Origin of the sequence: Ancylobacter sp. VNQ12 (assembly GCF_049445835.1) — a bacterium.
In the GTDB taxonomy this organism is placed as follows: domain Bacteria; phylum Pseudomonadota; class Alphaproteobacteria; order Rhizobiales; family Xanthobacteraceae; genus Ancylobacter.
Genome location: NZ_JBMSDU010000003.1, coordinates 217,316 through 237,903, shown reverse-complemented (window position 1 = coordinate 237,903; position 20,588 = coordinate 217,316). Strand labels below are relative to the sequence as shown.

16 protein-coding genes are annotated in these 20,588 nt (G+C 67.6%); 4 read left to right on the top strand and 12 right to left on the bottom strand.

Annotated elements, in window-relative coordinates:
- Positions 1–19: 19 nt before the first annotated feature.
- The 4 genes from ACO2RV_RS07645 to ACO2RV_RS07630 form a co-directional block, all read right to left on the bottom strand.
- Positions 20–2,518, bottom strand: coding sequence for an ATP-binding protein (locus ACO2RV_RS07645; protein ID WP_423291474.1), 2,499 nt, complete (start codon positions 2,516–2,518; stop codon positions 20–22).
- Positions 2,519–2,520: 2 nt separating this feature from the next.
- Positions 2,521–4,668 carry an EAL domain-containing response regulator gene (locus tag ACO2RV_RS07640; RefSeq protein WP_423291472.1) on the bottom strand — a complete coding sequence of 716 codons (2,148 nt, stop codon included), beginning with the start codon at positions 4,666–4,668 and terminating at the stop codon, positions 2,521–2,523.
- A gap of 136 nt (positions 4,669–4,804) precedes the next feature.
- Complete coding sequence (locus ACO2RV_RS07635; protein WP_423291470.1) at positions 4,805–6,172, bottom strand: sigma-54-dependent transcriptional regulator; 1,368 nt, start codon at positions 6,170–6,172, stop codon at positions 4,805–4,807.
- Positions 6,169–7,959 (bottom strand): sensor histidine kinase, encoded by a 1,791-nt coding sequence (locus ACO2RV_RS07630; protein WP_423291468.1) that lies wholly within the window; start codon positions 7,957–7,959, stop codon positions 6,169–6,171. Before ACO2RV_RS07630 ends, ACO2RV_RS07635 begins: the two co-directional genes overlap by 4 nt.
- A 250-nt stretch (positions 7,960–8,209) precedes the next feature.
- Here ACO2RV_RS07630 and ACO2RV_RS07625 point away from each other — a divergent pair, with 250 nt between their 5' ends.
- The 3 genes from ACO2RV_RS07625 to ACO2RV_RS07615 all read left to right on the top strand — a co-directional run bounded on the left by ACO2RV_RS07625 (position 8,210) and on the right by ACO2RV_RS07615 (position 11,126).
- Positions 8,210–9,547, top strand: coding sequence for a dicarboxylate/amino acid:cation symporter (locus ACO2RV_RS07625; protein WP_423291466.1), 1,338 nt, complete (start codon positions 8,210–8,212; stop codon positions 9,545–9,547).
- A gap of 103 nt (positions 9,548–9,650) precedes the next feature.
- Positions 9,651–10,358: a spermidine synthase gene (locus tag ACO2RV_RS07620; RefSeq protein ID WP_423291464.1), complete on the top strand. Its 708-nt coding sequence runs from the start codon at positions 9,651–9,653 to the stop codon at positions 10,356–10,358.
- A 30-nt stretch (positions 10,359–10,388) separates the two neighbouring features.
- Positions 10,389–11,126, top strand: coding sequence for a DUF2161 domain-containing phosphodiesterase (locus tag ACO2RV_RS07615; protein WP_423291462.1), 738 nt, complete (start codon positions 10,389–10,391; stop codon positions 11,124–11,126).
- Here ACO2RV_RS07615 and ACO2RV_RS07610 read toward each other — a convergent pair.
- Positions 11,110–12,435 (bottom strand): PQQ-dependent sugar dehydrogenase, encoded by a 1,326-nt coding sequence (locus ACO2RV_RS07610; protein ID WP_423291460.1) that lies wholly within the window; start codon positions 12,433–12,435, stop codon positions 11,110–11,112. The two genes, ACO2RV_RS07615 and ACO2RV_RS07610, sit on opposite strands and share 17 nt — an antisense overlap.
- Positions 12,436–12,594: 159 nt before the next feature.
- Positions 12,595–14,271: a SulP family inorganic anion transporter gene (locus ACO2RV_RS07605; RefSeq protein WP_423291458.1), complete on the bottom strand. Its 1,677-nt coding sequence runs from the start codon at positions 14,269–14,271 to the stop codon at positions 12,595–12,597.
- Positions 14,272–14,497: 226 nt separating this feature from the next.
- Here ACO2RV_RS07605 and hutC point away from each other — a divergent pair, with 226 nt between their 5' ends.
- Complete coding sequence (gene hutC / locus ACO2RV_RS07600; protein ID WP_423291456.1) at positions 14,498–15,235, top strand: histidine utilization repressor; 738 nt, start codon at positions 14,498–14,500, stop codon at positions 15,233–15,235.
- 12 nt (positions 15,236–15,247) lie between these two features.
- Here hutC and ACO2RV_RS07595 read toward each other — a convergent pair whose 3' ends face one another.
- From ACO2RV_RS07595 to ACO2RV_RS07570, 6 genes are all read right to left on the bottom strand, one after another.
- Positions 15,248–15,790, bottom strand: a complete 543-nt coding sequence (locus ACO2RV_RS07595; protein ID WP_423291454.1) for a VOC family protein — start codon at positions 15,788–15,790, stop codon at positions 15,248–15,250.
- A gap of 185 nt (positions 15,791–15,975) precedes the next feature.
- The gene (locus ACO2RV_RS07590) at positions 15,976–16,830 is read right to left on the bottom strand and encodes a transporter substrate-binding domain-containing protein (RefSeq protein ID WP_423291452.1); all 855 of its coding nucleotides are present in this window, start codon (positions 16,828–16,830) and stop codon (positions 15,976–15,978) included.
- A 117-nt stretch (positions 16,831–16,947) separates the two neighbouring features.
- Positions 16,948–17,778, bottom strand: coding sequence for an amino acid ABC transporter ATP-binding protein (locus ACO2RV_RS07585; RefSeq protein WP_423291450.1), 831 nt, complete (start codon positions 17,776–17,778; stop codon positions 16,948–16,950).
- A gap of 15 nt (positions 17,779–17,793) precedes the next feature.
- Positions 17,794–18,465, bottom strand: coding sequence for an amino acid ABC transporter permease (locus ACO2RV_RS07580; RefSeq protein WP_423291448.1), 672 nt, complete (start codon positions 18,463–18,465; stop codon positions 17,794–17,796).
- A complete protein-coding gene (locus ACO2RV_RS07575; RefSeq protein WP_423291565.1) occupies positions 18,462–19,106 on the bottom strand; it encodes an amino acid ABC transporter permease in 645 nt (214 codons plus the stop codon). The genes ACO2RV_RS07580 and ACO2RV_RS07575 overlap by 4 nt, the downstream gene beginning before the upstream one ends.
- A 79-nt stretch (positions 19,107–19,185) precedes the next feature.
- On the bottom strand, positions 19,186–20,556 hold the full coding sequence (locus tag ACO2RV_RS07570; RefSeq protein ID WP_423291446.1) for an LLM class flavin-dependent oxidoreductase: 1,371 nt from the start codon (positions 20,554–20,556) through the stop codon (positions 19,186–19,188).
- Positions 20,557–20,588 lie beyond the last annotated feature (32 nt).

The following is a 20,588-nucleotide window of genomic DNA, read 5'->3' as shown; positions in this document are numbered from 1 at the left end:
ACGCCTCGGCCGAAAGCCTTCAGCCGAGGCCCGCCGCGCGCGCCGAATAGGCGCGCATGGCTTCCTGCGTGCGTCGCAACTCCGCCCTCGCCTGCCGCATGAACTCCGGCGCGCTGGCCCGCAACTCTTCACCACGCAGGTCGCGGAACGGCGCGCAGACACGGCCGAGAGCGACCGCGCCGATATTCGCCGAACTGCTCTGCAGCGCATGGGAATCGCTGCGGAACTCCTTCAGGTCGCCCTGGGTCGCGGCGTGGACCAGCCGATCCAGCATGGCCTCGGCATCGACCAGATAGTCCTCCATCAGTTCGGCGACGAACTCCGCTCCGCCGAGCTTGCGCAGGTTCTCGATCGCCTTCTCGTCGAGGCTTGGCGGCCCTTCGGCCGGCACCAGCGTCGGCCGCGCGAGGATCGGCGCCGGATGGCCCGGCTCGTCGCGGGCGAGGCGGTCGACGGCCGCCAGCAATGCGGCGGGCTCGACCGGCTTGATGAGGCAGTCATCCATGCCGGCGTCGCGCCAGCGATTGTCGGTCAGCGCCGTCGCATCGGCGGTGAGGCCGACGATGGGAAGCCGCGGCTCGCCGCTCGCCATCATGCGGTAGAGCTTGGTGGCCTCCAGCCCGTCGGTGTCGGGCATGTTGAAGTCCATCAACACGATATCGATCTGTCCCGCCCGCTCCTCCAGCAGGTCGAGCGCCTGGTCGCCGCTCTCCGCCAGCAGCACGGCGTGGCCGGCGCCTTCCAGGATGCGGGAGAACACCCGCTGGTTGATGCGGTTGTCGTCGGCCAGCAGCACGCGGCGTGCCCGGCCCGGCCGCACCGGCTGCGGCGGCGCGACCTGCGGGGACACCGTCGGCGCGGCCAGCCGGCAGGCGATGGTCAACGCCCGGCGCAGCTCCGCCACGGTCGGGCGCTCCGACAGCACGCTGGAGCAGCGCTGCCGCGTCTCGATGTCCGGCAGGCCCGGCGCGGCCTGCGGCTCGACCAGCACGACCTTGCGCGCCGGCCCCGCCGCCTCCGCCGACAGCAGCGCCAGATTGCGGCTGTCCGGCTCGAACAGCAGGCGCACCGCGCCGGCCGCCGCCGGTGGGAACATGCGCGCCGGCCCCTGGCGCGGATCGGCGATCATCGCGATGACGCGCAGCGAGGAAAGCGTGCTCAGCAGCCCCGCCAGCGGCGCGGTATCGCGGCACACAAGCACGACGCCGCCCTCGCGCCAGGGCTCGTCCTCCAGCCCTTCATCGGCGAGCCCCGCAACGCTGACGTGAAAGCGGAAAGTGCTGCCTTCCCCCGGTGCGCTCGTCACCGAGATCGCGCCGCCCAGCAGCTCCACCAGCCGCCGCGCGATGGCAAGGCCCAGGCCGGTGCCACCGAAACGGTTCAGGATGCTGGAATCGGCCTGGGTGAAATCCTCGAAGATGCGTTCCTGGTCACCCGGCGCGATGCCGATGCCGGTATCGGTGACCTCCACGGCCAGCCGCAGGGTGCCGTCCTCCTCCGGCTGGCCATCCACGGCGATAGTCACGCTGCCCTCGCGGGTGAACTTCACCGCATTGCCGACCAGATTGACCAGGATCTCGTGCAGATGCTGCCGGCTGCCGGAAAGCCGCAGCGGCGTGCGCGGGGTGACGTGAATGTCGAAGGAAAGCCCGCGCTGGCGCACCTGGCTCTCGACCAGCCGCCGCGCATCGATCAACAGGGCCATCAGGTCGAACGCCTCGTTCGACACCGGCATGCGCCCGGCCTCGATGCGCGAGAGATCGAGCAGGCTGTTGATCAGCGATTGCAGCGAGCGGGTGGCGAGGTCCACCGTCTCGACCATTTCGCGCTGCTCGGCGACGAGCGGCGAGGCGCGCAGCAGGCCGGTCATGCCGACAATGGCGGTGAGCGGCGTGCGCAGCTCGTGGCTGACGCTGGCGAGGAACAGGCTCTTGGCCTGGCTGGCCTCCTCGGCGGCCTGCGTGGCCTGGGACAGCTTGCGGATCAGCGTGCCGGCATAGGCGGGCAGGATGACGAGGCCGATCAGCAGCCCCACAGAGAGATGCCAGCGCTCATACCAGAACGGCGTCGTCAGCACGACGATGCCGAAGCAGATGGTGGCGACGGGGATGGCGATCGCCAGCGAGGTCAGGCCGAAGCGGAAGCCGTTGCCGAAGATGACCCAGAGATAGATCGGAAAGAACAGCGCCGCCACCTCGCCACCCAGATGCAGCTGCCAGGAGAGGAAGCCGCAGTCCAGCAGCAGGGCAAAGAGGCGCCGGCCGCGCGAAACGCCGGGAAACAGCAGGATGTGGCCGAGCACCCCGAGCGCGAGCGGAATGTAGAGCGCCATCACGTCGAGCGCGCTGCCGAGGTCGCTGCTGCTGCGGTTCACCAGCAGCACGATGACGATGATGAGGGAGAAGACGAGCCGGTTGAAGCTCATCTCGTGCTCGCTGTCGGGACGGTTGCGCAACCGTCCCGCCATCCAGCGGAACGGCGCAGCCAGAGCGCGGAACACCCCAGCCGGAGCCCGCATGGTCATTCTCCGCCGCCCGCCGGGGAGCCGAGACTTGCCCGGTCCTTTTCTTCCAGCCAGGCGACGAAGGCGTCGGCGGGGATCGGGCGGCTGAAATAATACCCCTGCACCTCGTCACACCCCTCCGCGCGCAGCAGCGCGAGCTGCGGCTCCTCCTCCACGCCCTCGGCCAGGACCTGGAGATGCAGGATGTGGCCGAGGTCGATGATGGTGCGCACGATGGCCAGCGCGCTGGGGTCGCTGCCCAGATCCTGCACGAAGGAGCGATCGATCTTCAGCCGGTCCAGCGGAAAGCTGCGAATGTAGCTCAGCGAGGAATAGCCGGTGCCGAAATCGTCCAGCGACAGCGTCACCCCGAGCGAGCGCAGCGCCTGCATCTGCGCGACGATCTGCTCGTCGAAACCCAGCAGGATGCCTTCCGTCAGTTCCAGCTCCAGCGATTTCGGCCGCATGCCGCTGGTGCGCAACGCGTCGGCGATCAGGTGCTCCACCCCCAGTCGCCGGAACTGGATGGGCGAGAGATTGACGGCGATACGCAGGTCGCCGAGGCCGGCGGCCTGCCACGCCGCGCCCTGCTGGCACGCCTCCTTCAGCACCCATTCGTTGATCGGCACGATCAGGCCGGTCTCCTCGGCCAGCCCGAGGAAGGCATCGGGGGCCAGCAGGCCGTGCTGGGGATGCCGCCAGCGCAGCAGCGCCTCGGCGCCGACCACCTTGCCGCTGCGCAGGTCGACCTGCGGCTGGTAATACAGCACGAATTCCCGGCGCGTCAGCGCGCCGCGCAGCTCGGCTTCCAGCTGGGCGGTCTCGCTCGCGCGCGGGCGCATGTCGGCGGCAAAGAACCGCCAGGTGCTTCCGCCCAGCGACTTGGCCAGATACATCGCCTGGTCCGAGTTCTTCAGCAGTTCGTCCGGGTCGGTGCCGTCCAGCGGCGCGAGGGTGACGCCGATGCTGGCGCCGATCTTGAGCGAGTCCGGCTGGTCCTCGCTGTTCAGCAGGGCGAGAATCGACTGGGCCAGGCGGCCGGCATCCTCGGGCCCGTCGATGTCGGGTTGCAGAATGGCAAATTCATCGCCGCCGAGGCGCGCCACCGTGTGGTTGGAATCGACCAGCCCCGACAGGGCTTCGGCGACGCGCTGAAGCAGTTCGTCGCCGCGGTGATGGCCCTGCGCATCGTTGATGGCCTTGAAGCGGTCCAGGTCGATGAAATGCAGCGCGAAATGCTGGTCGCCACGCCGGCCGCGCGCCAGCTCGCGCCGCAAATGGTCGCGCAGCATCATGCGGTTTGGCAGGCCGGTAAGCGAATCGTGGTTGGCGATGTGCTGCAGGCGTCGCTCGGCATGGCGCCGCTCGGTGATATCGATCGAGGTGGTGAGGATGCTGACGATCTCACCCGCCCCGTCATTGAGCGGCGCCTTGCTGGTGAGATAGATGCGGTTCTCGCCATCGGGTCCCGCCACCTCCTCCTCGCGGGAGGGAAGCGCGCGGCCGGTCTTCAGCACCAGCTGGTCGAGCCGCCGGCTGATATGTCCCCTCTCCTCGCCCAGAAGCGCCTCGATGGGTTGGCCGACAAGATCTCCCGGCGCCTTGCCGACGAAGGCGGCCTGCTGGGCATTGACGAAGACGCACCGGCCATCGGGGTCGGTCGCGTTGATCATGGCGGGCACGGTGTCGATGACCTGCGCGAGGGCCACGCGGCTTTCGCGCAGCAACTGCTCGTTGGCGTTGAGGCTCATCTCCAGCAGGTCGGCCCGCCGGGCGATGACGAGTTGCTGGCTCCTGAGCTTCAGCAGGTTTCGCGCCCGCGCCAGGAACTCGACATGGTCCACCGGGCTGAGCAGGAAATCCGTCGCCCCCGCGAGAAGCGAGGCGAGCCGGTACTGGTGGTCGTTATAGGCCGTGATCACAATGATCGGCACATCGCGATCACGCCCGTCGGCGCGCACCGCCGCCGTCAGTTCGGCACCGGACATCATCGGCATCTTGTAGTCGGTGATGATCAGGTCGGCCGTGTTCTCGGCCATCCAGTCGAGCGCCTTCCGCGGGTTCTCGAAAGTGCGGACGTTGACATTCGTCTCCAGCTGCCGGGACAACTTCGAGTAGATGCGCCGATTGGTCGAGCTGTCATCGATGATCAGTATTGTAGACATCAGCGCTTGCGCCACCGGACACACAGAAAGCTCTCGGAGATAGGGTAACACGGATAGCGACGTAGAAAGGTGAGCTTTCACCGTTCAGTGTGAACAACTTGCTCAGGCGACCCGCCCGTGTTCGACCTTTCCCCGGCTATTTGTCACGCTCATAAGCAGCGCGCTCGATGCCATAGCGCGCGAGCTTGTCGTAGAATGTCTTGCGGGGAATGCCCAGCGCCAGCAGCGTCGCACGGACATCGCCGCCGTGCATTTCCAATGCCTCGCGGATGAGATTGGCCTCGATGGCGCCCAGCCGCTCCGGCAGGTTGGCGGGTGCGCGCCCGGAAACCGAGGCATGCACCGGCGTCGGCTCCGGCAGGCCGAGGGCGACCCGCTCGGCGAAATGCAGCAGCTCGCGCACATTTCCCGCCCAGTCGTTCTCGACCAGATGGCGCTCGACGGCGCGTCCGAGCCTGGGGCTCGGGCGCCCGTGCTTTTGTGCCGCACGGGCGAGGAATTGCGCGAACAGCAGAGGAATGTCGCGCCGCCGCTCCCGGAGCGGGGGTATGCGCAGCGTCACGACGTTCAGCCGGTAATACAGGTCCTCGCGGAAGTCGCGGCGCCGGGCGGGATCGCCGAGATCGACCTTGGTCGCGGCGACGACCCGCAGATCGACCCGCCGCCGGTCGTTGGAGCCCAGCGGCGTGACCTCGCGGGTCTCCAGCACTCGCAGGAGCTTCACCTGCGCGCTCAGCGGCATACTCTCCAGCTCGTCGAGGAACAGCGTCCCCCCGCTCGAATGTTCGACCTGCCCCACGCGCTTCTTCTGGGCGCCAGTGAAGGCGCCCGGCTCGTAACCGAACAGCTCGCTCTCGATCACGCTGTCCGGCAGCGCGCCGCAATTGAGCGCGACGAAGGGCCTGGCCCGCCGCCGCCCGAGCCGGTGCAGCAGGCTGGCGACCACCTCCTTGCCGGTCCCGGTCTCGCCCAGCACGAGCACGTCGACGTCGATGTCGGCGAGGTCGCGGATGGTCTGGCGCAGCCGCACCATGGCCGGCGTCTCGCCGATCAGCGCGCTCTCCGCGTCCGAAGCGGTCGCCAGCGCCCGCAACCTACGGTTCTCCAGCACCAGCGCCCGCTTCTCGCTGGCACGCCGCAGGGTCTCCACCAGCCGCTCGCCGGCATAGGGCTTGGCGATGAAATCGTAGGCCCCCTCGCTCATCGCCTCCACCGCCATGGCGATATCGGCATGGCCGGAGATCAGCACCACGGGAATGTCGGGGTCGATCGCCTTCAACCGGCGGAACAGCTCGATGCCGTCCATGCCGGGCATGCGGACATCGCTGACGACGATGCCGGGGAAATCCGGGCCGATCCGCTCCAGCACGGCGGCCGCCGAGGCGAAGGGCACGGCGCGGAAGCCGGCGAGTTGCAGCGCCTGCACATTGGCGTCGCGCAGATCCGCATCGTCATCGACGAAGGCGACGTCGAGCGCGGCGAGGTCATTCCCGGTGCGGCTCATACGGCCCTCTTGAGCACAATGGTGAAGACGCAGCCCTCGCCCGGCCGGCAGGCGGCGGTGAGCGTGCCGCCGAAGCGGGCGACGATGTCGTGGCAGATGACGAGGCCGAGCCCGAGCCCCTTCGATTTCGACGAGCGGAACGGGATGAACAGCGCCGCCACCTCCTCGCCCGTCATCCCCGGCCCGCGGTCGGCCACGGTGAGGGTGACGCTTTCCCCCGCCACGCCGATGCCGAGCGCCAGCGGCGGCTCCTGCGCCGGCTGCGGCAGGGTGCCGAGCGCCTCGATGGCGTTGCGCATCAGGTTGACCAGCACCTGCTCCAATTCGACCCGGCGCCCCATCACCCTCAGATCCGGCGGCACCGCCTCGACCAACGGCGCGATCCCCGCCTGCCGCAGGGGCACATCGAGGATCATCAGCGCGCCGGCGATGGCCTCGGCGAGCGGCACCGGCTCCAGTGCGCCATTGCCGCGCCGGGCGAAGCCGCGCAGCGTCTCGGTGATGGCGCCGATCCGCTCGGTCAGCGCGACCACCTTGTCGAGCGCCCCCGCCGCCGCCTCGCCGTCCCGGCGCTTCAGCAAGGCGCGGGCATTCTCGGCATAGGTGCGGATCGCCGCCAGCGGCTGGTTGATCTCGTGCGCCACGCCGGCCGTCACCTGGCCGAGCGTCGCCAGCCGGTTGGCCTTGGCCAGTTCCTCCCGCGCATCGGACAAGCGCTCCTGCGCGCGGGCTCGCTCGGTAATCTCCTGCGTCAGCCGGGCATTGGCGCCGGCCAGCGCGGCGGTGCGCTCCTGCACCCGCGTCTCCAGCTCCGCCTTGATCCGCGCCTCGCGGCGGTGGCGCGCAAAGGCCCGCTGGCGGCGCCGCAGCAGCAGCGCGGCGAGCGCGAGGCCCGGCATCAGCAGCAGTGCCGCGATGGCCTGAAACTGGCCGCGCGCGCTGCGGACGGCGTGCTCGACCGGCAGCAGCAGTTCGAGCTGCCACTGCGTGGTCGGCACCGGCGTGCGGGTGGCGAGGTAGCGCCCGGCCGCCGCGCCGGTGACGGCGACCATGTCGCCCTCCGCCGTGAAGGGCAGCGGTTCCAGCGGCGCGGCGCCGAATTGCAGCGTGCGGCGGATCTCCTGCGCGGCGTCGGGCGCGAGCGGCGCCTCGACATGGAAACGCCAGTCGACGACGGTGGAGAGCAGCACCACGCCGCGCGCATCCGTGACATAGGTTTCACCGCCGAGCGCGCGCCAGTCCGCCTCCACCCGGTCGAACTCGACCTTGACCACGACGACCCCCACCGGCCCGTCCGCCCCGTCGACGCGCCGCGTGATGTAGAGGCCCGGCCGATTGCTCACCGTGCCGAGTGCGAACTGCTCGGCGCCGCCCTGCGCCATGGCCTGTGTGAAGTAGTCGCGGAAGGCGTAGCCGCTGCCGACGAAGCTGGTCGGCTCGCGCCAGTTGCTGGCGGCGATCGTCACGCCGGACCGGTCGAGCAGGTAGATCACCGCCGTGCGGGTCTCGCGCGCGATGTCCTCCAGCTTGATATCGAGGCCCTGCGGATCGGCGCCGGCGAGCACGCTGCGCACATCGGGATCGCGCACCAGGATCAGCGGCAGGGCGCGCTGCTTCTCCAACTCCCCGCGCAGCACGGCGATGGCGAGCGTCGAGGCATTGGCCGCCGCCGCGCGCACCGTGGCGACCGCCCGGCTGCGCCCGAGATCAGCCGCCACCGCGAAGGCGGCCACGCTCGCCAGCACCGCGACCAGCACAAAGGTGAGCCAGAGCCGACGCCCGGACACGTCGGGCGCGTCATCTTTGGCTGAAAGGTTCGAAAGAGCCATGCTGCATATTGCGCGAAATCTCACACAAGACAACGGACATCCGTGCGATTTTTCGCACAAATTGGCGAGCAGGCAACGGCATAGCTGCCATTCAAGTCGTTGCCTGAAAACGATTTATTTGTCCGAAAGCGGGCTGGCACATGGCTTGCGGTGAGGCGGGCGCATTTCCGCCAAGACCAACAAGCCGATCCGTCCCTCGGAGGAACCCATGGCCACCACTCTCCAGCCCACGCTGGCCACGCCCGCTCGCCCGAAGAAGCTCTACCAGCAGCTCTACGTCCAGGTTCTGGCGGCGATCCTTGCCGGCATCCTGATCGGCCATTTCTGGCCGGAGACCGGCGCGCAGTTGAAGCCGCTCGGCGATGCCTTCATCAAGCTGGTGAAGATGATCATCGCTCCGGTCATCTTCCTCACCGTCGCCACCGGCATCGCCGGCATGAGCGACATGCAGAAGGTCGGCCGTGTCGCCGGCAAGGCGATGATCTATTTCCTCGCCTTCTCCACGCTTGCCCTCATCGTCGGCCTGATCATCGGCAATGTGGTGCAGCCTGGCGCCGGCCTGCACATCGACCCGGCGAGCCTCGACGCCAAGGCAGTGCAGACCTATGCCGCCAAGGCGCATGATGCGAGCGTCGTCGGCTTCCTGCAAAACATCATCCCCGATACCATCGTCGGCGCCTTCGCCTCCGGCGACATCCTGCAGGTGCTGTTCTTCTCCGTGCTGTTCGGCCTCTCGCTCTCCATGGTGGGCGAGCGCGGCAAGCCGGTGCTGGACTTCATGCAGGCACTGTCCGCGCCGATCTTCAAGCTGGTCGCGGTGCTGATGAAGGCGGCGCCCATCGGCGCCTTCGGCGCGATGGCCTTCACCATCGGCAAATACGGCATCGGCTCTGTGGCCAATCTTGCCATGCTGATCGCCACCTTCTACCTCACGGCGGCGGTGTTCATCCTCGGCGTGCTCGGCGCGGTCTGCCGCTATAACGGCTTCTCCATCCTCGCGCTCATCCGCTACATCAAGGAAGAGATCCTGCTGGTCGTCGGCACCTCGTCCTCCGAGGCGGCACTGCCGAGCCTGATGGAGAAGCTGGAGGTCGCCGGCTGCAAGCGCTCGGTGGTCGGACTGGTGGTGCCCACCGGCTATTCCTTCAATCTCGACGGCACCAACATCTATATGACGCTGGCCGCGCTGTTCATCGCCCAGGCGATGGATATCGACCTGCCGCTGACCGACCAGATCCTCCTGCTCCTCGTCGCCATGCTCTCCTCCAAGGGCGCCGCCGGCATCACCGGCGCCGGGTTCATCACGCTGGCGGCGACGCTGTCCGTGGTGCCCGCCGTGCCGGTCGCCGGCATGGCGCTGATCCTCGGCATCGACCGCTTCATGTCGGAATGCCGGGCGGTGACGAACTTCATCGGCAATGCCGTCGCCACCATTGTCGTCGCCCGCTGGGAAGGCGAACTCGACACGGCGCAGCTGAAGGCGGCGCTTGGCGGCCGCCTGCCGGAAGACGTGTCGGACATCGCGGCCGCCGCGCCGGCCGAATGAGCGATGCCGCCCTCCGCGTTCATGAGCGCGTGGAGGGCGGCCCTTGTTCTCGCCGCCATGAAGGGCGATACGCAGGGGATCACATCGCCCGACGAGTTGCCGCATGATTCCCTGGACCCTGCTCGATACTGCCAAGGTGCCCGACGGTTTCGGAGACCTGCGCCTGATGCAGCGGGGCACCGAATTCTCCATCATGTCCGGCTCCACCGAGCTGATGAACAGCCGTCTCAGCGGCTCCGAGAAGGCGCTGGCGACGCTGGTCTGCGAGCGGCTCGGCCCGCGTGCGCGGCCGTGCCTGCTCATCGGCGGCCTCGGCATGGGCTTCACCCTGCGCGCGGCGCTGGCCGAACTGGGGCCCGAGGCGGAGATCGTGGTCGCCGAACTGGTGCCGGCTGTCATTGCCTGGGCGCGCGGGCCGATGGCGGAAATCTTCGGCACCAGCCTTTCCGATCCGCGCGTCAGCCTGTTCGAGGGCGATGTCGGCCCGCTGATCCGCTCCGCGCCTGCGGCCTATGACGCGATCCTGCTCGATGTCGACAACGGGCCGGGCGGGCTGACCCGCGCCGCCAATGACGGGCTCTACACCGCCACCGGCCTCGCCGCCGCCCACAAGGCGCTGCGGCCCGGCGGCATTCTGGCCGTGTGGTCCTCCGCGCCGGACCGGGACTTCACCCAGCGCCTGCGCCGGACCGGCTTCACCGTCGACGAGGTGCGCGTGCGCGCCCATGGCAAGAGCGGCGCGCGCCACGTCATCTGGCTCGCCGCCAAGGCCGGCGCCGCCCGGCCGACGCGGGCACGCGCGAAGAACTGACGCCCCCTGCCCTCACCTCGCGGAGAGCCGATGGAGACCTCGCTTTACCTGCCGGTCAAACGCTTCCTCGAAGGGCTCGGCTTCTCCGTGAAGGGGGAAGTCGGCGGCTGCGACCTGCTGGCCATCTCGGCGGACGACACGCCCCTCGTCGTGATCGGCGAACTGAAGCTCAGCTTCAATCTGGAGCTGGTGCTACAGGCGGTCGATCGCGCCGGCGCCTGCGACGAGGTCTGGCTGGCGGCGCGCGCCTCGCTGCGCGGCAATGGCAGGGAGAGCGACTCGCGCTTCCGCAATCTCTGCCGCCGGCTCGGCTTCGGCATGCTCTCGGTCTCGCCGGCCGGCGAGGTGACGATCCTCGTCAGCCCGGTCTCGCCGATGCCGCGCAAGGACCCGCGCCGCCGCTCAAGGCTGGTAGAGGAACATCGGCGCCGGGTCGGCGATCCCGCCGTGGGCGGGGGCTCGCGCGCGCCGATCATGACCGCCTATCGCCAGCAGGCCCTCGCCTGCGCCGCCGCCATGGCGGCGGGATCGATGCGCCCGCGCGACCTGCGCCCCGTGGCGCCGGATGCGGGCAAGATCCTACTAGCCAATGTCTATGGCTGGTTCGCCCGCGCCGAGCGCGGGGTCTATGCGCTCACCCCGGCGGGACACGAGGCGCTGGCGCGCTGGCCGCAGGGAGCGCCGGCGGCGCTCGACGAGCGGGCCAGCCCGACGCCACCGCACGCCCCCGTCGATGTCCCCATCGAAGTCCCTACGCCGAAGGCGTGACGCGCCAGATGCAGTCGCCGACATCGTCGACCACCAGCAGCCCGCCGCGCTGGTCCACCAGCACACCGACCGGCCGGCCGAGCGCCTTGCCGTTCACACGGAAACTGCCAAGGATTTCCTCGGGTTGGCCGGAGGGCTTGCCGTCGGTGAAGGGAATGAAGATCACCCGGTAACCCGAGGGCGGGTTGCGGTTCCACGAGCCGTGTTGGCCGATGAAGACGCCGTCCTTGAAGCGCGCGCCGAAGCGCTCGTCGTCGACGAAGGTGAGCCCCAGTGACGCCGTATGCGAGCCCAGCGCATAGTCCGGCTTCAGCGAGGCGGCCACCAGATCCGGCCGCTGCGGCTTCACCCGATCATCGACGATCTTGTCGTAATAGCAGTAGGGCCAGCCATAGAAGGCGCCGTCCTTCACCGAGGTCATGTAGTCGGGAACGAGGTCGTCGCCGATCTCGTCGCGCTCATTGACGCTGGTCCAGAGTTCGCCCGTAACCGGGTTCCAGTCCATGCCGACCGGGTTGCGCAGCCCCCCGGCGAACACCCGCACCGCGCCGGTCGCAATGTCCACTTCGAGGATATTCGCGCGGTTGACCTCCTCCTCCATGCCGTACTCGGCGACGTTGGAGTTGGAGCCGACGCCGACATAGAGCTTGGTGCCGGCCTTGTTGGCGACCAGGCTCTTGGTCCAGTGGTGGTTGCGCCCGGCCGGCAGGTCGCAGACCTTCACCGGCGCCGCGTCAATGCGGGTCGCACCCGGCACATAGGGGAAGCGGACCAGAGCATCCGCGTTGGCGACATAGAGCTGGTCGCCGACCAGCGCCATGCCGAACGGCGAGTACAGGTTCTCCAGGAAGGGCACCTTGATCTCGGCAATGCCGTCGCCATCGGCGTCGCGCAGCAGCGTGATGCGGTTGGCGCTCTTCACCCCGGAGCCGGCGCGCACCATCACGAAGCCCATGGCCCACCACCGCAGACTGAAGATACCCGCCGGCCAGGGCGGCCCGGCCGTCTCGGCGACCAGGATGTCGCCATTCGGCAGCTCGTAGACCCAGCGCGGATGGTCGAGATTCTCGGCGAATGCCCCGACAGTGAAGCCCGCGGCCGGCCTCGGCTTCTGCCCCGGCCCCCAACCGACCGCCGGGGCGATCTTCATGATCGGGATGAGCGTGGGCTTCGGCTTGGGCAGCTTCGGCAGCGTGCCGTATCCGGCTTCCTCATTGAGCGCGGGCGCCTTGCGTAGATCGGTGAGCAGATGCACCGTTCCGGTGATGCAGGCGCCCAGAAAACCGCTGATCTTCTCGTAATTGGCCATGTCAGGCTCCGGCTGTCGGGATGCGGGCGTCGCAGTTCGACGCACCGCCCGCGACGCAGTGATTTGAGATGGCCGATGCTACCGCCGACGCCCGGCTCTCCGAAAGGCCCGATCACACCACCGGGAAGGAATGGCGGGGGATGGCCGACGGATGCGCCGTCAGACCCGCCTTTCGCCGCGGGCAAAGGCCGATGCCATGTCCTCGAGATCATCGAACACCATGGAGGGACCGATCTTCTGCAGCACGCCGGCCCGCTCCAATATGGTCATGGGCTCCTTGTGCAGTTCGGCAATGCCCAGGGTCATGCCACGCTCGGCAAGATCGGCCCGCACCTCGTCCAGCATCGCCGCTGCGGTGGAATCGACCTGAGCGACGGCACTGGCATCGAGCACGAACCAACGGGTCCCCTCAGGCTGCTCCCCCGCCAGGCTTGTGAGCCGCTCACGCACATAGTCGACGTTGAAGAACAGCAGGCTGCCCTGGATCATGCAGACGGCGAGCCCGGGCACGGGCCGCGCCGCCGGCGTGCGATGCAGCTTGTAGAAGCCCGGCCGGCCGGGGATGCGGCCGAGCAAGGCATCGCGCGGGCGCATCTCCTTGAGCAGGATGTAGGCCAGCGTGGCGGCGACCGCGACCATCACGCCGTTCAGCACACCAAGCGACAGCGCCCCCCACAGGCTGATCAGCGCGAAGCCGAACTCCATCTTGCTGATGCGCCAGAGCTCGCGAAAGCTCTTCGGATCGATGAGGCTCAGCGCCGCGGCTGCGAGGATCGCCCCGAGCGCCGGCACCGGGAGAATGCGAAGCGCGTCGTTGAGATAGAGCAGCATCAGGGCCAGCGTCAGCGCCGCCACCAGACCCGCGAGCTGCGAGCGCCCGCCGACCGACAGGTTGACCGCCGTGCGCGAGTCCGAAACCGTGACCGGAAAGCCGCTGAATAGCCCCGACGCGATATTGGCCGCGCCCAGCCCTCCGAGTTCGGCATTGGCGTCGACCTCGAACTTGCCGCGCGCGCCGAAGCTGCGCGCGGCGACGATGCCGGAACTGAAGCTGACGAGCCAGACGGCGGCCGCGCCGAGCAGCGTCTCGCGGATGGAGAAGTGCGGGTCGAGCGGCAGGGAAAGACGCGGAAAACTCTCCGGCACCGCCCCCACGACCTTGATGCCCATGGCCTGAAAGTCGAACAGCACGGATGCCGCGCCGGCGACAACGATGACGACGAGCGGACCGGGAACGGGAAATTTCCACCGTCCAAGCAGCAGTTGCAGGACAAGCAGCCCGCCGCCAAGCGTGACCGAGGGCCAGTGGATCTGGTCCGCCCTCCGGGCAAGCTCCAGAATGGGCGCCAGAAACCCCTCCGCTTCGATCCGCAGACCGGTGAAGCGACCGATCTGGCCGATCAGGATGGACAGCGAAATGCCGCTGATGAACCCGATCAGGATCGGCTTCGAGAGGAAGGTCGCGACCACGCCGAAGCGAAGCCTGCCGGCAATGAGGCACAGCGCGCCCACCGCGAGCGCCAACAGCGAGGCGGCAACGACGCGATCCGCCGTGGTCGCGGCGGACATGCTGGTCAGCACCGCCGCCAGCACCGTCATCGTCGCGGCGTCCGGGCCGACGATGAGCTGTCGCGAAGGACCGAACAGGGCGTAGGCGATCAGCGGGAACAGGCTCGAATAGATGCCGACCTCCGGCGGAAGCCCGGCCAGCGCCGGATAAGCGATCGCGCTCGGAATGGCGACGGTGGCTATGGCAAGGCCGGCGGTGATGTCGCTGCGCAGCCAGGCAGGTCTGAAACCGGCAAAACCCTTCAGAAAGGGAAAGTCGGCAAGCATGAAGACCCCCTCGCCACTCACATACAGATAATTCCGACACGAAGGTCCAAAGCGCGATCGTGTCTCTGCGCGAACCTATACCCAACCGGCATCTCGCGGGTAGCGTGCCAATCTTCGCGCTGGCGACACCGACGTCGAGTCCGCGCAATAATGTCTATACATATCTAGGCGTTGAGTTAGAGTGGTCCGTTCCGGTCGGTCCGCCGGAAGAGATGAGGCATTGCGCGTGACAGCTTCCGTCCAGACCCGGGCCGAGCCGGCCCAGACGCTCAACCAGCGCATACGCGCCGATCTCGAAGCGCGGATCCTCTCCGGCGAATGGCCGCCGGGCCACCGTATCCCGTTCGAGCACGAGCTGATGGCTCAGTATGGCTGTGCCCGCATGACCGTCAACAAGGTCATCGCCGGGCTGGTCGCGGCCGGGCTGATCGAACGGCGGAGGCGGGCCGGCTCCTTCGTAGCGCGTCCGCGCATCCATTCGGCAGTGCTGCAGATTCCCGACATCGAGGCCGAGGTTGCGGCACGCGGCGAAAGCTATAGCTACGAATTGATATCGAGCCGCCGGCGCACGGCCACGCTGGCCGATGGCATCGAGACCGCGCGGCGCGGCGCGCTCGAAGTGCTTGACATCACCTGCCGCCACTTCGCCGACGGACGACCGCTCGCCCTGGAGGAACGGCTGATCGGTCTTTCGACCGTGCCGGAGGCGGCGGATGTCGACTTCTCCGGCATCGCGCCGGGCTCCTGGCTGCTGCGCCATGTCCCCTGGACGGAAGCCGAGCACCGCATCGGCGCCGTCAATGCCACGTCGCGCGTGGCGGAAAGCCTTGGCGTCGCCAAGGGCGCCGCCTGCCTCAGCCTGGAGCGCCGCACCTGGCGGGCAGGCGAAATCGTCACCTATGTCCGGCAGATCTTCCGCGGCGACGCCTACAGCCTGGTCGCGCGCTTCTCGCCGCAGGGCTGAACAGGGCCAACATCAGCCCCCTGCCCGGCCGGCGGCCCGCGCCGCGCGGTGGGCTTCTATAGCCGCCGCGAAGCGCGGGGCAAGCTCGGCCGGCTCCACATCCTCGACGCGGGTCATGATGCGCCAGACATGGCCGAACGGATCGTGGAACTGCACTACCCGGTCGCCCCAATAGCCATCTTCCGGCACATCATCCTTCCGTGTCGGCTCGGCGCCGGCTGCCTTCGCACGGGCGAACACCGCGTCGATGTCATCGACATAGAGCGCCATGAATGCAGAGGCCGCTCCAGCGGAAACCGGTGAGCGCGGCCAGTCCGCCCGCGGCGCCTGTCGCCAGCGCGGATTCTCCCGCGTGACCATCAGATAGGTGCCGCCGAGCCTCATCTCGGCTGAAGCCGCCTCGGGTGACGGAGGGTCGACCGGATTCGGCGCGAAGTTGCGTACGACCTCCTGCGCACCGAGCACGTCACGATAAAAATCGGCAGCTGCCGCCACATCCTGCACGATAAGCGCCAACCCGAGCTGCGCCACGTCCTGCCTGCCGACGATCGCCATACCATCCTCCCTTGCCGCCATGTCGCGAAGGATGCGGGCGAATCGGCCCTGCGGGCAAGAGTATTGTTCTCTAAATGTTCCAGACAGCACCGCGACCGAAAACGAAAATCCCGGAGCGGCGGCCCGCTCCGGGATCGGGGAATTATGGATCGAAAGGCTTCACGCCGCCGCAGCGGCGACAGCAATCAGAAGCTGGCTTCCGTCACCTGGTCGGGCGTGGCCATCTCGGTGCCGAACCACTTCTTCTGCAGGGCGGCGAGGCGGCCGTCATGCTTCATCTTGATGATGACCGCGTCGACGGCATCCATCAGCGACTTGGCGTCAGCTGACTTGGTGCCGATGAAACCGAAATAGACCGGCTTGCCGAAGGGCGGCTCGACCACTTCGAACACGTCCGGCTTCGACTTGGCAAGGAAGGCGATATTGGGCAGCGAGTTGGCCACCGCGACGATGCGGCCGGCACCCAGATCCGCATAGGACTGGCTGAAGTCGACATATTCCTGGATGGCGGAGGGCGGCGTCGGCAGGGTCTTGGCGAATTCCTGCAGCTGGGCCAGCTGGGCGGTCGCCTTGGCGCTGCCCACCTTCTTGCCGGCGATGTCTTCCGGCTTGGTGATCGAAGTGTCGCCCTTCTTCTTCAGGATGGCGACGGTCGCATTGGCGATCGGCGAGGTGAAGCGGTAGCGCTCCATGCGCGCCTTGGTGATGGTGGCGGGGCCGGCCACCATGTCGAACTTGCCGGCCTCGAGGCCCGGCAGCACGCTGGGCCACGGCAGGTCGAGGAAGGTGATCTTCACGCCGAGTTCCTTGCCGATCTCGGCGAAGATCTCCTTGTTCATGCCGGCCTGCTTGCCGTCCTCGACGAAGTCGAAGGGCGCGAATTGCAGTTCGGTGCCGACGGTGAGTTCGCCCTTGGCCTTCGCCTTGGCGAGCAGGTCCTCGGCCATGGCGACGCCCGACAGCGTCATGGAGGCGGCGACGCCGAGCGCGGCGAGGCGCAGGGTCCGCGTCACGGCGGAACGCCGGGTGAGCTTCGTCATCAATCTCTCCTGTTCCCTTGGAAGGTCGGGACGGCGATATGCCGCCGATCTTGTTTTATGATTTTAAGTATAGACATAAGGACTTTCGCCCCGCAACACGAACGGATCCTGGCGCGCTCACGCCGCCGGCGCCTCCTCGGTGCCCTGCCAGAACACGTTACGCTCGAAGTAGTTTTGCAGGAACTGCCGCAGGCGCGGGTTCTGGTCCTTGCGGAACACGTCGTCGGGCGAGCCCGCCGCGGCAATCACGCCGCGATCGATGAAAACCACCTTGTCGGCGACCTGCGCGGCGAAGCCCATCTCATGCGTCACCACCGCCATGGTCATGCCCTCGCGGGCCAGATCGCGCATGACCTGCAGCACCTCGCCGACGAGTTCGGGATCGAGCGCGGAAGTCGGCTCGTCGAACAGCATGATGTGCGGCTCCATGGCGAGCGCGCGGGCGATGCCGACACGCTGCTGCTGACCGCCGGAGAGCTGGCTGGGATAGGCCTCCGCCCGCGCCGAAAGCCCGACCTTTTCCAGCATGGCCCGTGCCCGCTTCGTCGCATCCTCGCGGGCGATGCCGCGCGCCAGCTTCAGCGGCATGGCGACGTTCTCCAGCGCCGTCATATGCGGCCACAGATTGAACTGCTGGAACACGAAGCCGACATTGCGCCGCACGCGGGCGACCTCGGAATCCGACACCCGGCGGCGCTTGCCGTTCTCCAGCGAGAAGCCGAGCAATTCGCCTTCGATGTAGATCTCGCCGTCGCTGTACTCTTCGAGGAAGGCGATGCAGCGCAGCAGCGTCGACTTGCCTGAGCCGGAAGGCCCGATGATGCAGGTGACTTCCGACTTGGCGATGGTGAGGTCGATGCCCTTCAGCACCTCGGCCGAACCGAAGCGCTTCCACACGCCGCGCACGTCGATGATCGGGCGCGAATTCGGGGCGACTTTTGTGCTCATGTCCGCCTGCTCCATCTAGCTCTGCCCGCGCAGCATGAAGCGGCCGACCCGCTTCTCCAGCCGGCGCGCGGCGGCGGTGACGATTTCGAGGAACGCCCAGTAGACGAGCGCGAGAAAAAGCAGCGTCTCGGCGAAGGCGAAGGTGGTGGAGCCGATGGACTGCACCACCGAGGTCAACTCGTTCACGGTGATGACCGAGAGCACCGCGGTTTCCTTCGACAACAGCACCGTCATGTTCGCCAGTGCCGGCAGGATGATGACCAACATCTGCGGCAGCTGCACATGGCGCACGATATCAAGGCGGGAAATGCCCATCATCCGCGCCGCCTCGATCTGGCCGGGCGGCACGGAGAGGAAGCCAGCGCGGAAGATCTCGGAGAAATAGGCGCCGCCATAGAGCGCCAGCCCGGCAACGCCCGCCACCATCGGCGTCAGGTCGAGGCCGAAGAACGGCCCGCCATAATAGATGACGAACAGCTGGATCAGGAACGGCGTGCCGCGCATCACCGCGACATAGAAGTTCAGCGGCGCCGCCACCCAGCGATTGGTCAGCAGCTGCACCACCGCGACGAAGAGCCCGATGACCAGCCCGAGCACCGTGCCCCCCACCCAGATCAGGATGGTCAGCACCATGCCGTCGAGCAGTTCGCGCCAGTTGTCGGTGAGGATGGCGGGATTGAAGGTCATCGCGCCGTCTCCACCTTGAACCGGCCCTCGACCAGCGTGCCGAACGAGGTGATGACAGCGTTGATGACGAAATAGATGGCGCCCGCCGTCAGGTAGATCTCCAGCGGCTGGAAGGTGGAGGTGGCGATGTTCTGGGCGAGCCGGGTCAGCTCCAGCACGCCCACCACCGAGATGAGCGAGGAGGCCTTCACCATCATGGTGGTCTCATTGACCAGCGCCGGCAACGTGAAGCGCACCGCCATCGGCACCTCGATGCGGGTGAGAATCTGCGCGCGCGAGAGCCCTACCATGCGCGCCGCCTCGATCAGTCCGGGCGGTATGCCGAGGAAGCCACCGCGCAGGATCTCGGCGATATAGGCGCCGGTGCACAGCGCCAGCGTACCCACGGCCGCCACCGAAGACGGCACGTTGAGGCCGATCAGCGGCAGGCAGTAATAGGAGATGAGCAGCTGCACCAGCAGCGGCACGCCGCGAAAGAAGCTCACATAGAAGGCAGCGATGCCCCGCCCGAGGCGCGATCCGGAAAGGCCGGCCGCGCACATCAGCGTGCCGATGCAGAATCCGATCGCGACCGAGGTCAGCGAATAGACCACGGTCCAGACCGAGGCCTGCAGCAGCATCGGCAGGGATTTGACGATGATCTCGGTATTGAACATCAGGACTCCGGGCGCAGCCATTCGCGGCTGACGCTACGTAGCAAGTTTCCCGCCATCCACCCGGTCACGGGGCGCCAACCAGCCCAAGCTGATGCCGCGCCCGCGCATAGCGGTTCTCCGGCACGGGAATGCCGAGATTGGCGCGCAGGGTCGTGCCTTCATATTCCTCGCGGAACAGCCCGCGGCGGCGCAATTCCGGCACCACCAGCTCGGTGAAGTCCTCCAGCCCGGCGGGCAGCGTCGGGCACATCACGATGAAGCCGTCCGCCGCGCGGGTTTGGAACCACTCTTCCATGAAATCGGCGACCACCGCCGGCGTGCCAGTGATGCCGTTACCGGTGTGCTTCTCGCTGAACAGCTTGATCAGCTCGCCCACGGTGTGGCCCTTCATCACGAAGTCGGTCAGCTCGTCGAACAGCGCCTTTGAGCCCTTGGGCGCGGCGGGCAGTCGATCCTTCGGGAACGGCTGGTCGAGCGGCACGCCGGACAGATCGGCTTCCAGGAACTCCGCCAGCATCGCCCGGCCGACATCCGGATGCAGCTTGCCGGCGAGATATTCCACCTTCTCGCGTGCCTCCGCCTCGGTACGCCCGACATTGATGACCACGCCGGGCATGACCTTCAGCTCGTCCGGCGCCCGGCCGAACTTGCCCATGCGTTCCTTCAGCGTCGCGTAGAAGGCTTGGCTACGCTGGAGATTGGAGGCGAGCGAGAACACGATCTCCGCCGTCTCCGCCGCCAGCTCGATGCCGGCATCCGAACCGCCGGCCTGCGCGATCACCGGCCGGCCCTGCGGGGTCGCCGCGATGTTCAGCGGACCGCGCACCTGGAAGTGCTTGCCCTTGTGGTTCAGCGTGTGGAGCTTGTCCTTGTCGTAATAGACGCCGCTCTCGCGATCGAGCTTCAGGGCGTCCGGCTCGAACGAATCCCACAGGCCGAAAACGACGTCGACGAATTCCTTGCCGCGCTCATAGCGCAGCGCGTGCGGGTCGAGCCCTTCGCGGTTGAAATTGTAGCCGGTCTCGTCATGGTCGGAGGTGACGACGTTCCAGCAGGCCCGTCCGCCCGAGAGATGATCGATGGAGGCGAAGATGCGGGCGAGGTTGTAGGGTTCGTAATAGGAGGTGGACGCCGTCGCCACCAGGCCGAGATTGGCGGTCGAGACTGCGAGCGCCGAGAGCAGCGTCATCGGCTCGAAGCGGTTCATCTTGGTCGGCAGGCGACACAGCGCCTCCGGATCGCCAATGGCGGACGCGGGGGAGTCCGCCAGGAACATGAAGTCGAACTTGGCCGCCTCCGACATCTGCGCCACCTTGAGAAGATGGCGGAAGTCGTTGGCGCCATTGACGTCGCTGGCAGGATGCAGCCATCCGGCCGGATTGTAGCCGAAGGTGTAGACAAAGGTTCCGAGCTTCAACTTGTCCGGACGGCTCATGGCGCGGGCCCCTCTAAAGGCGATGCGGCATA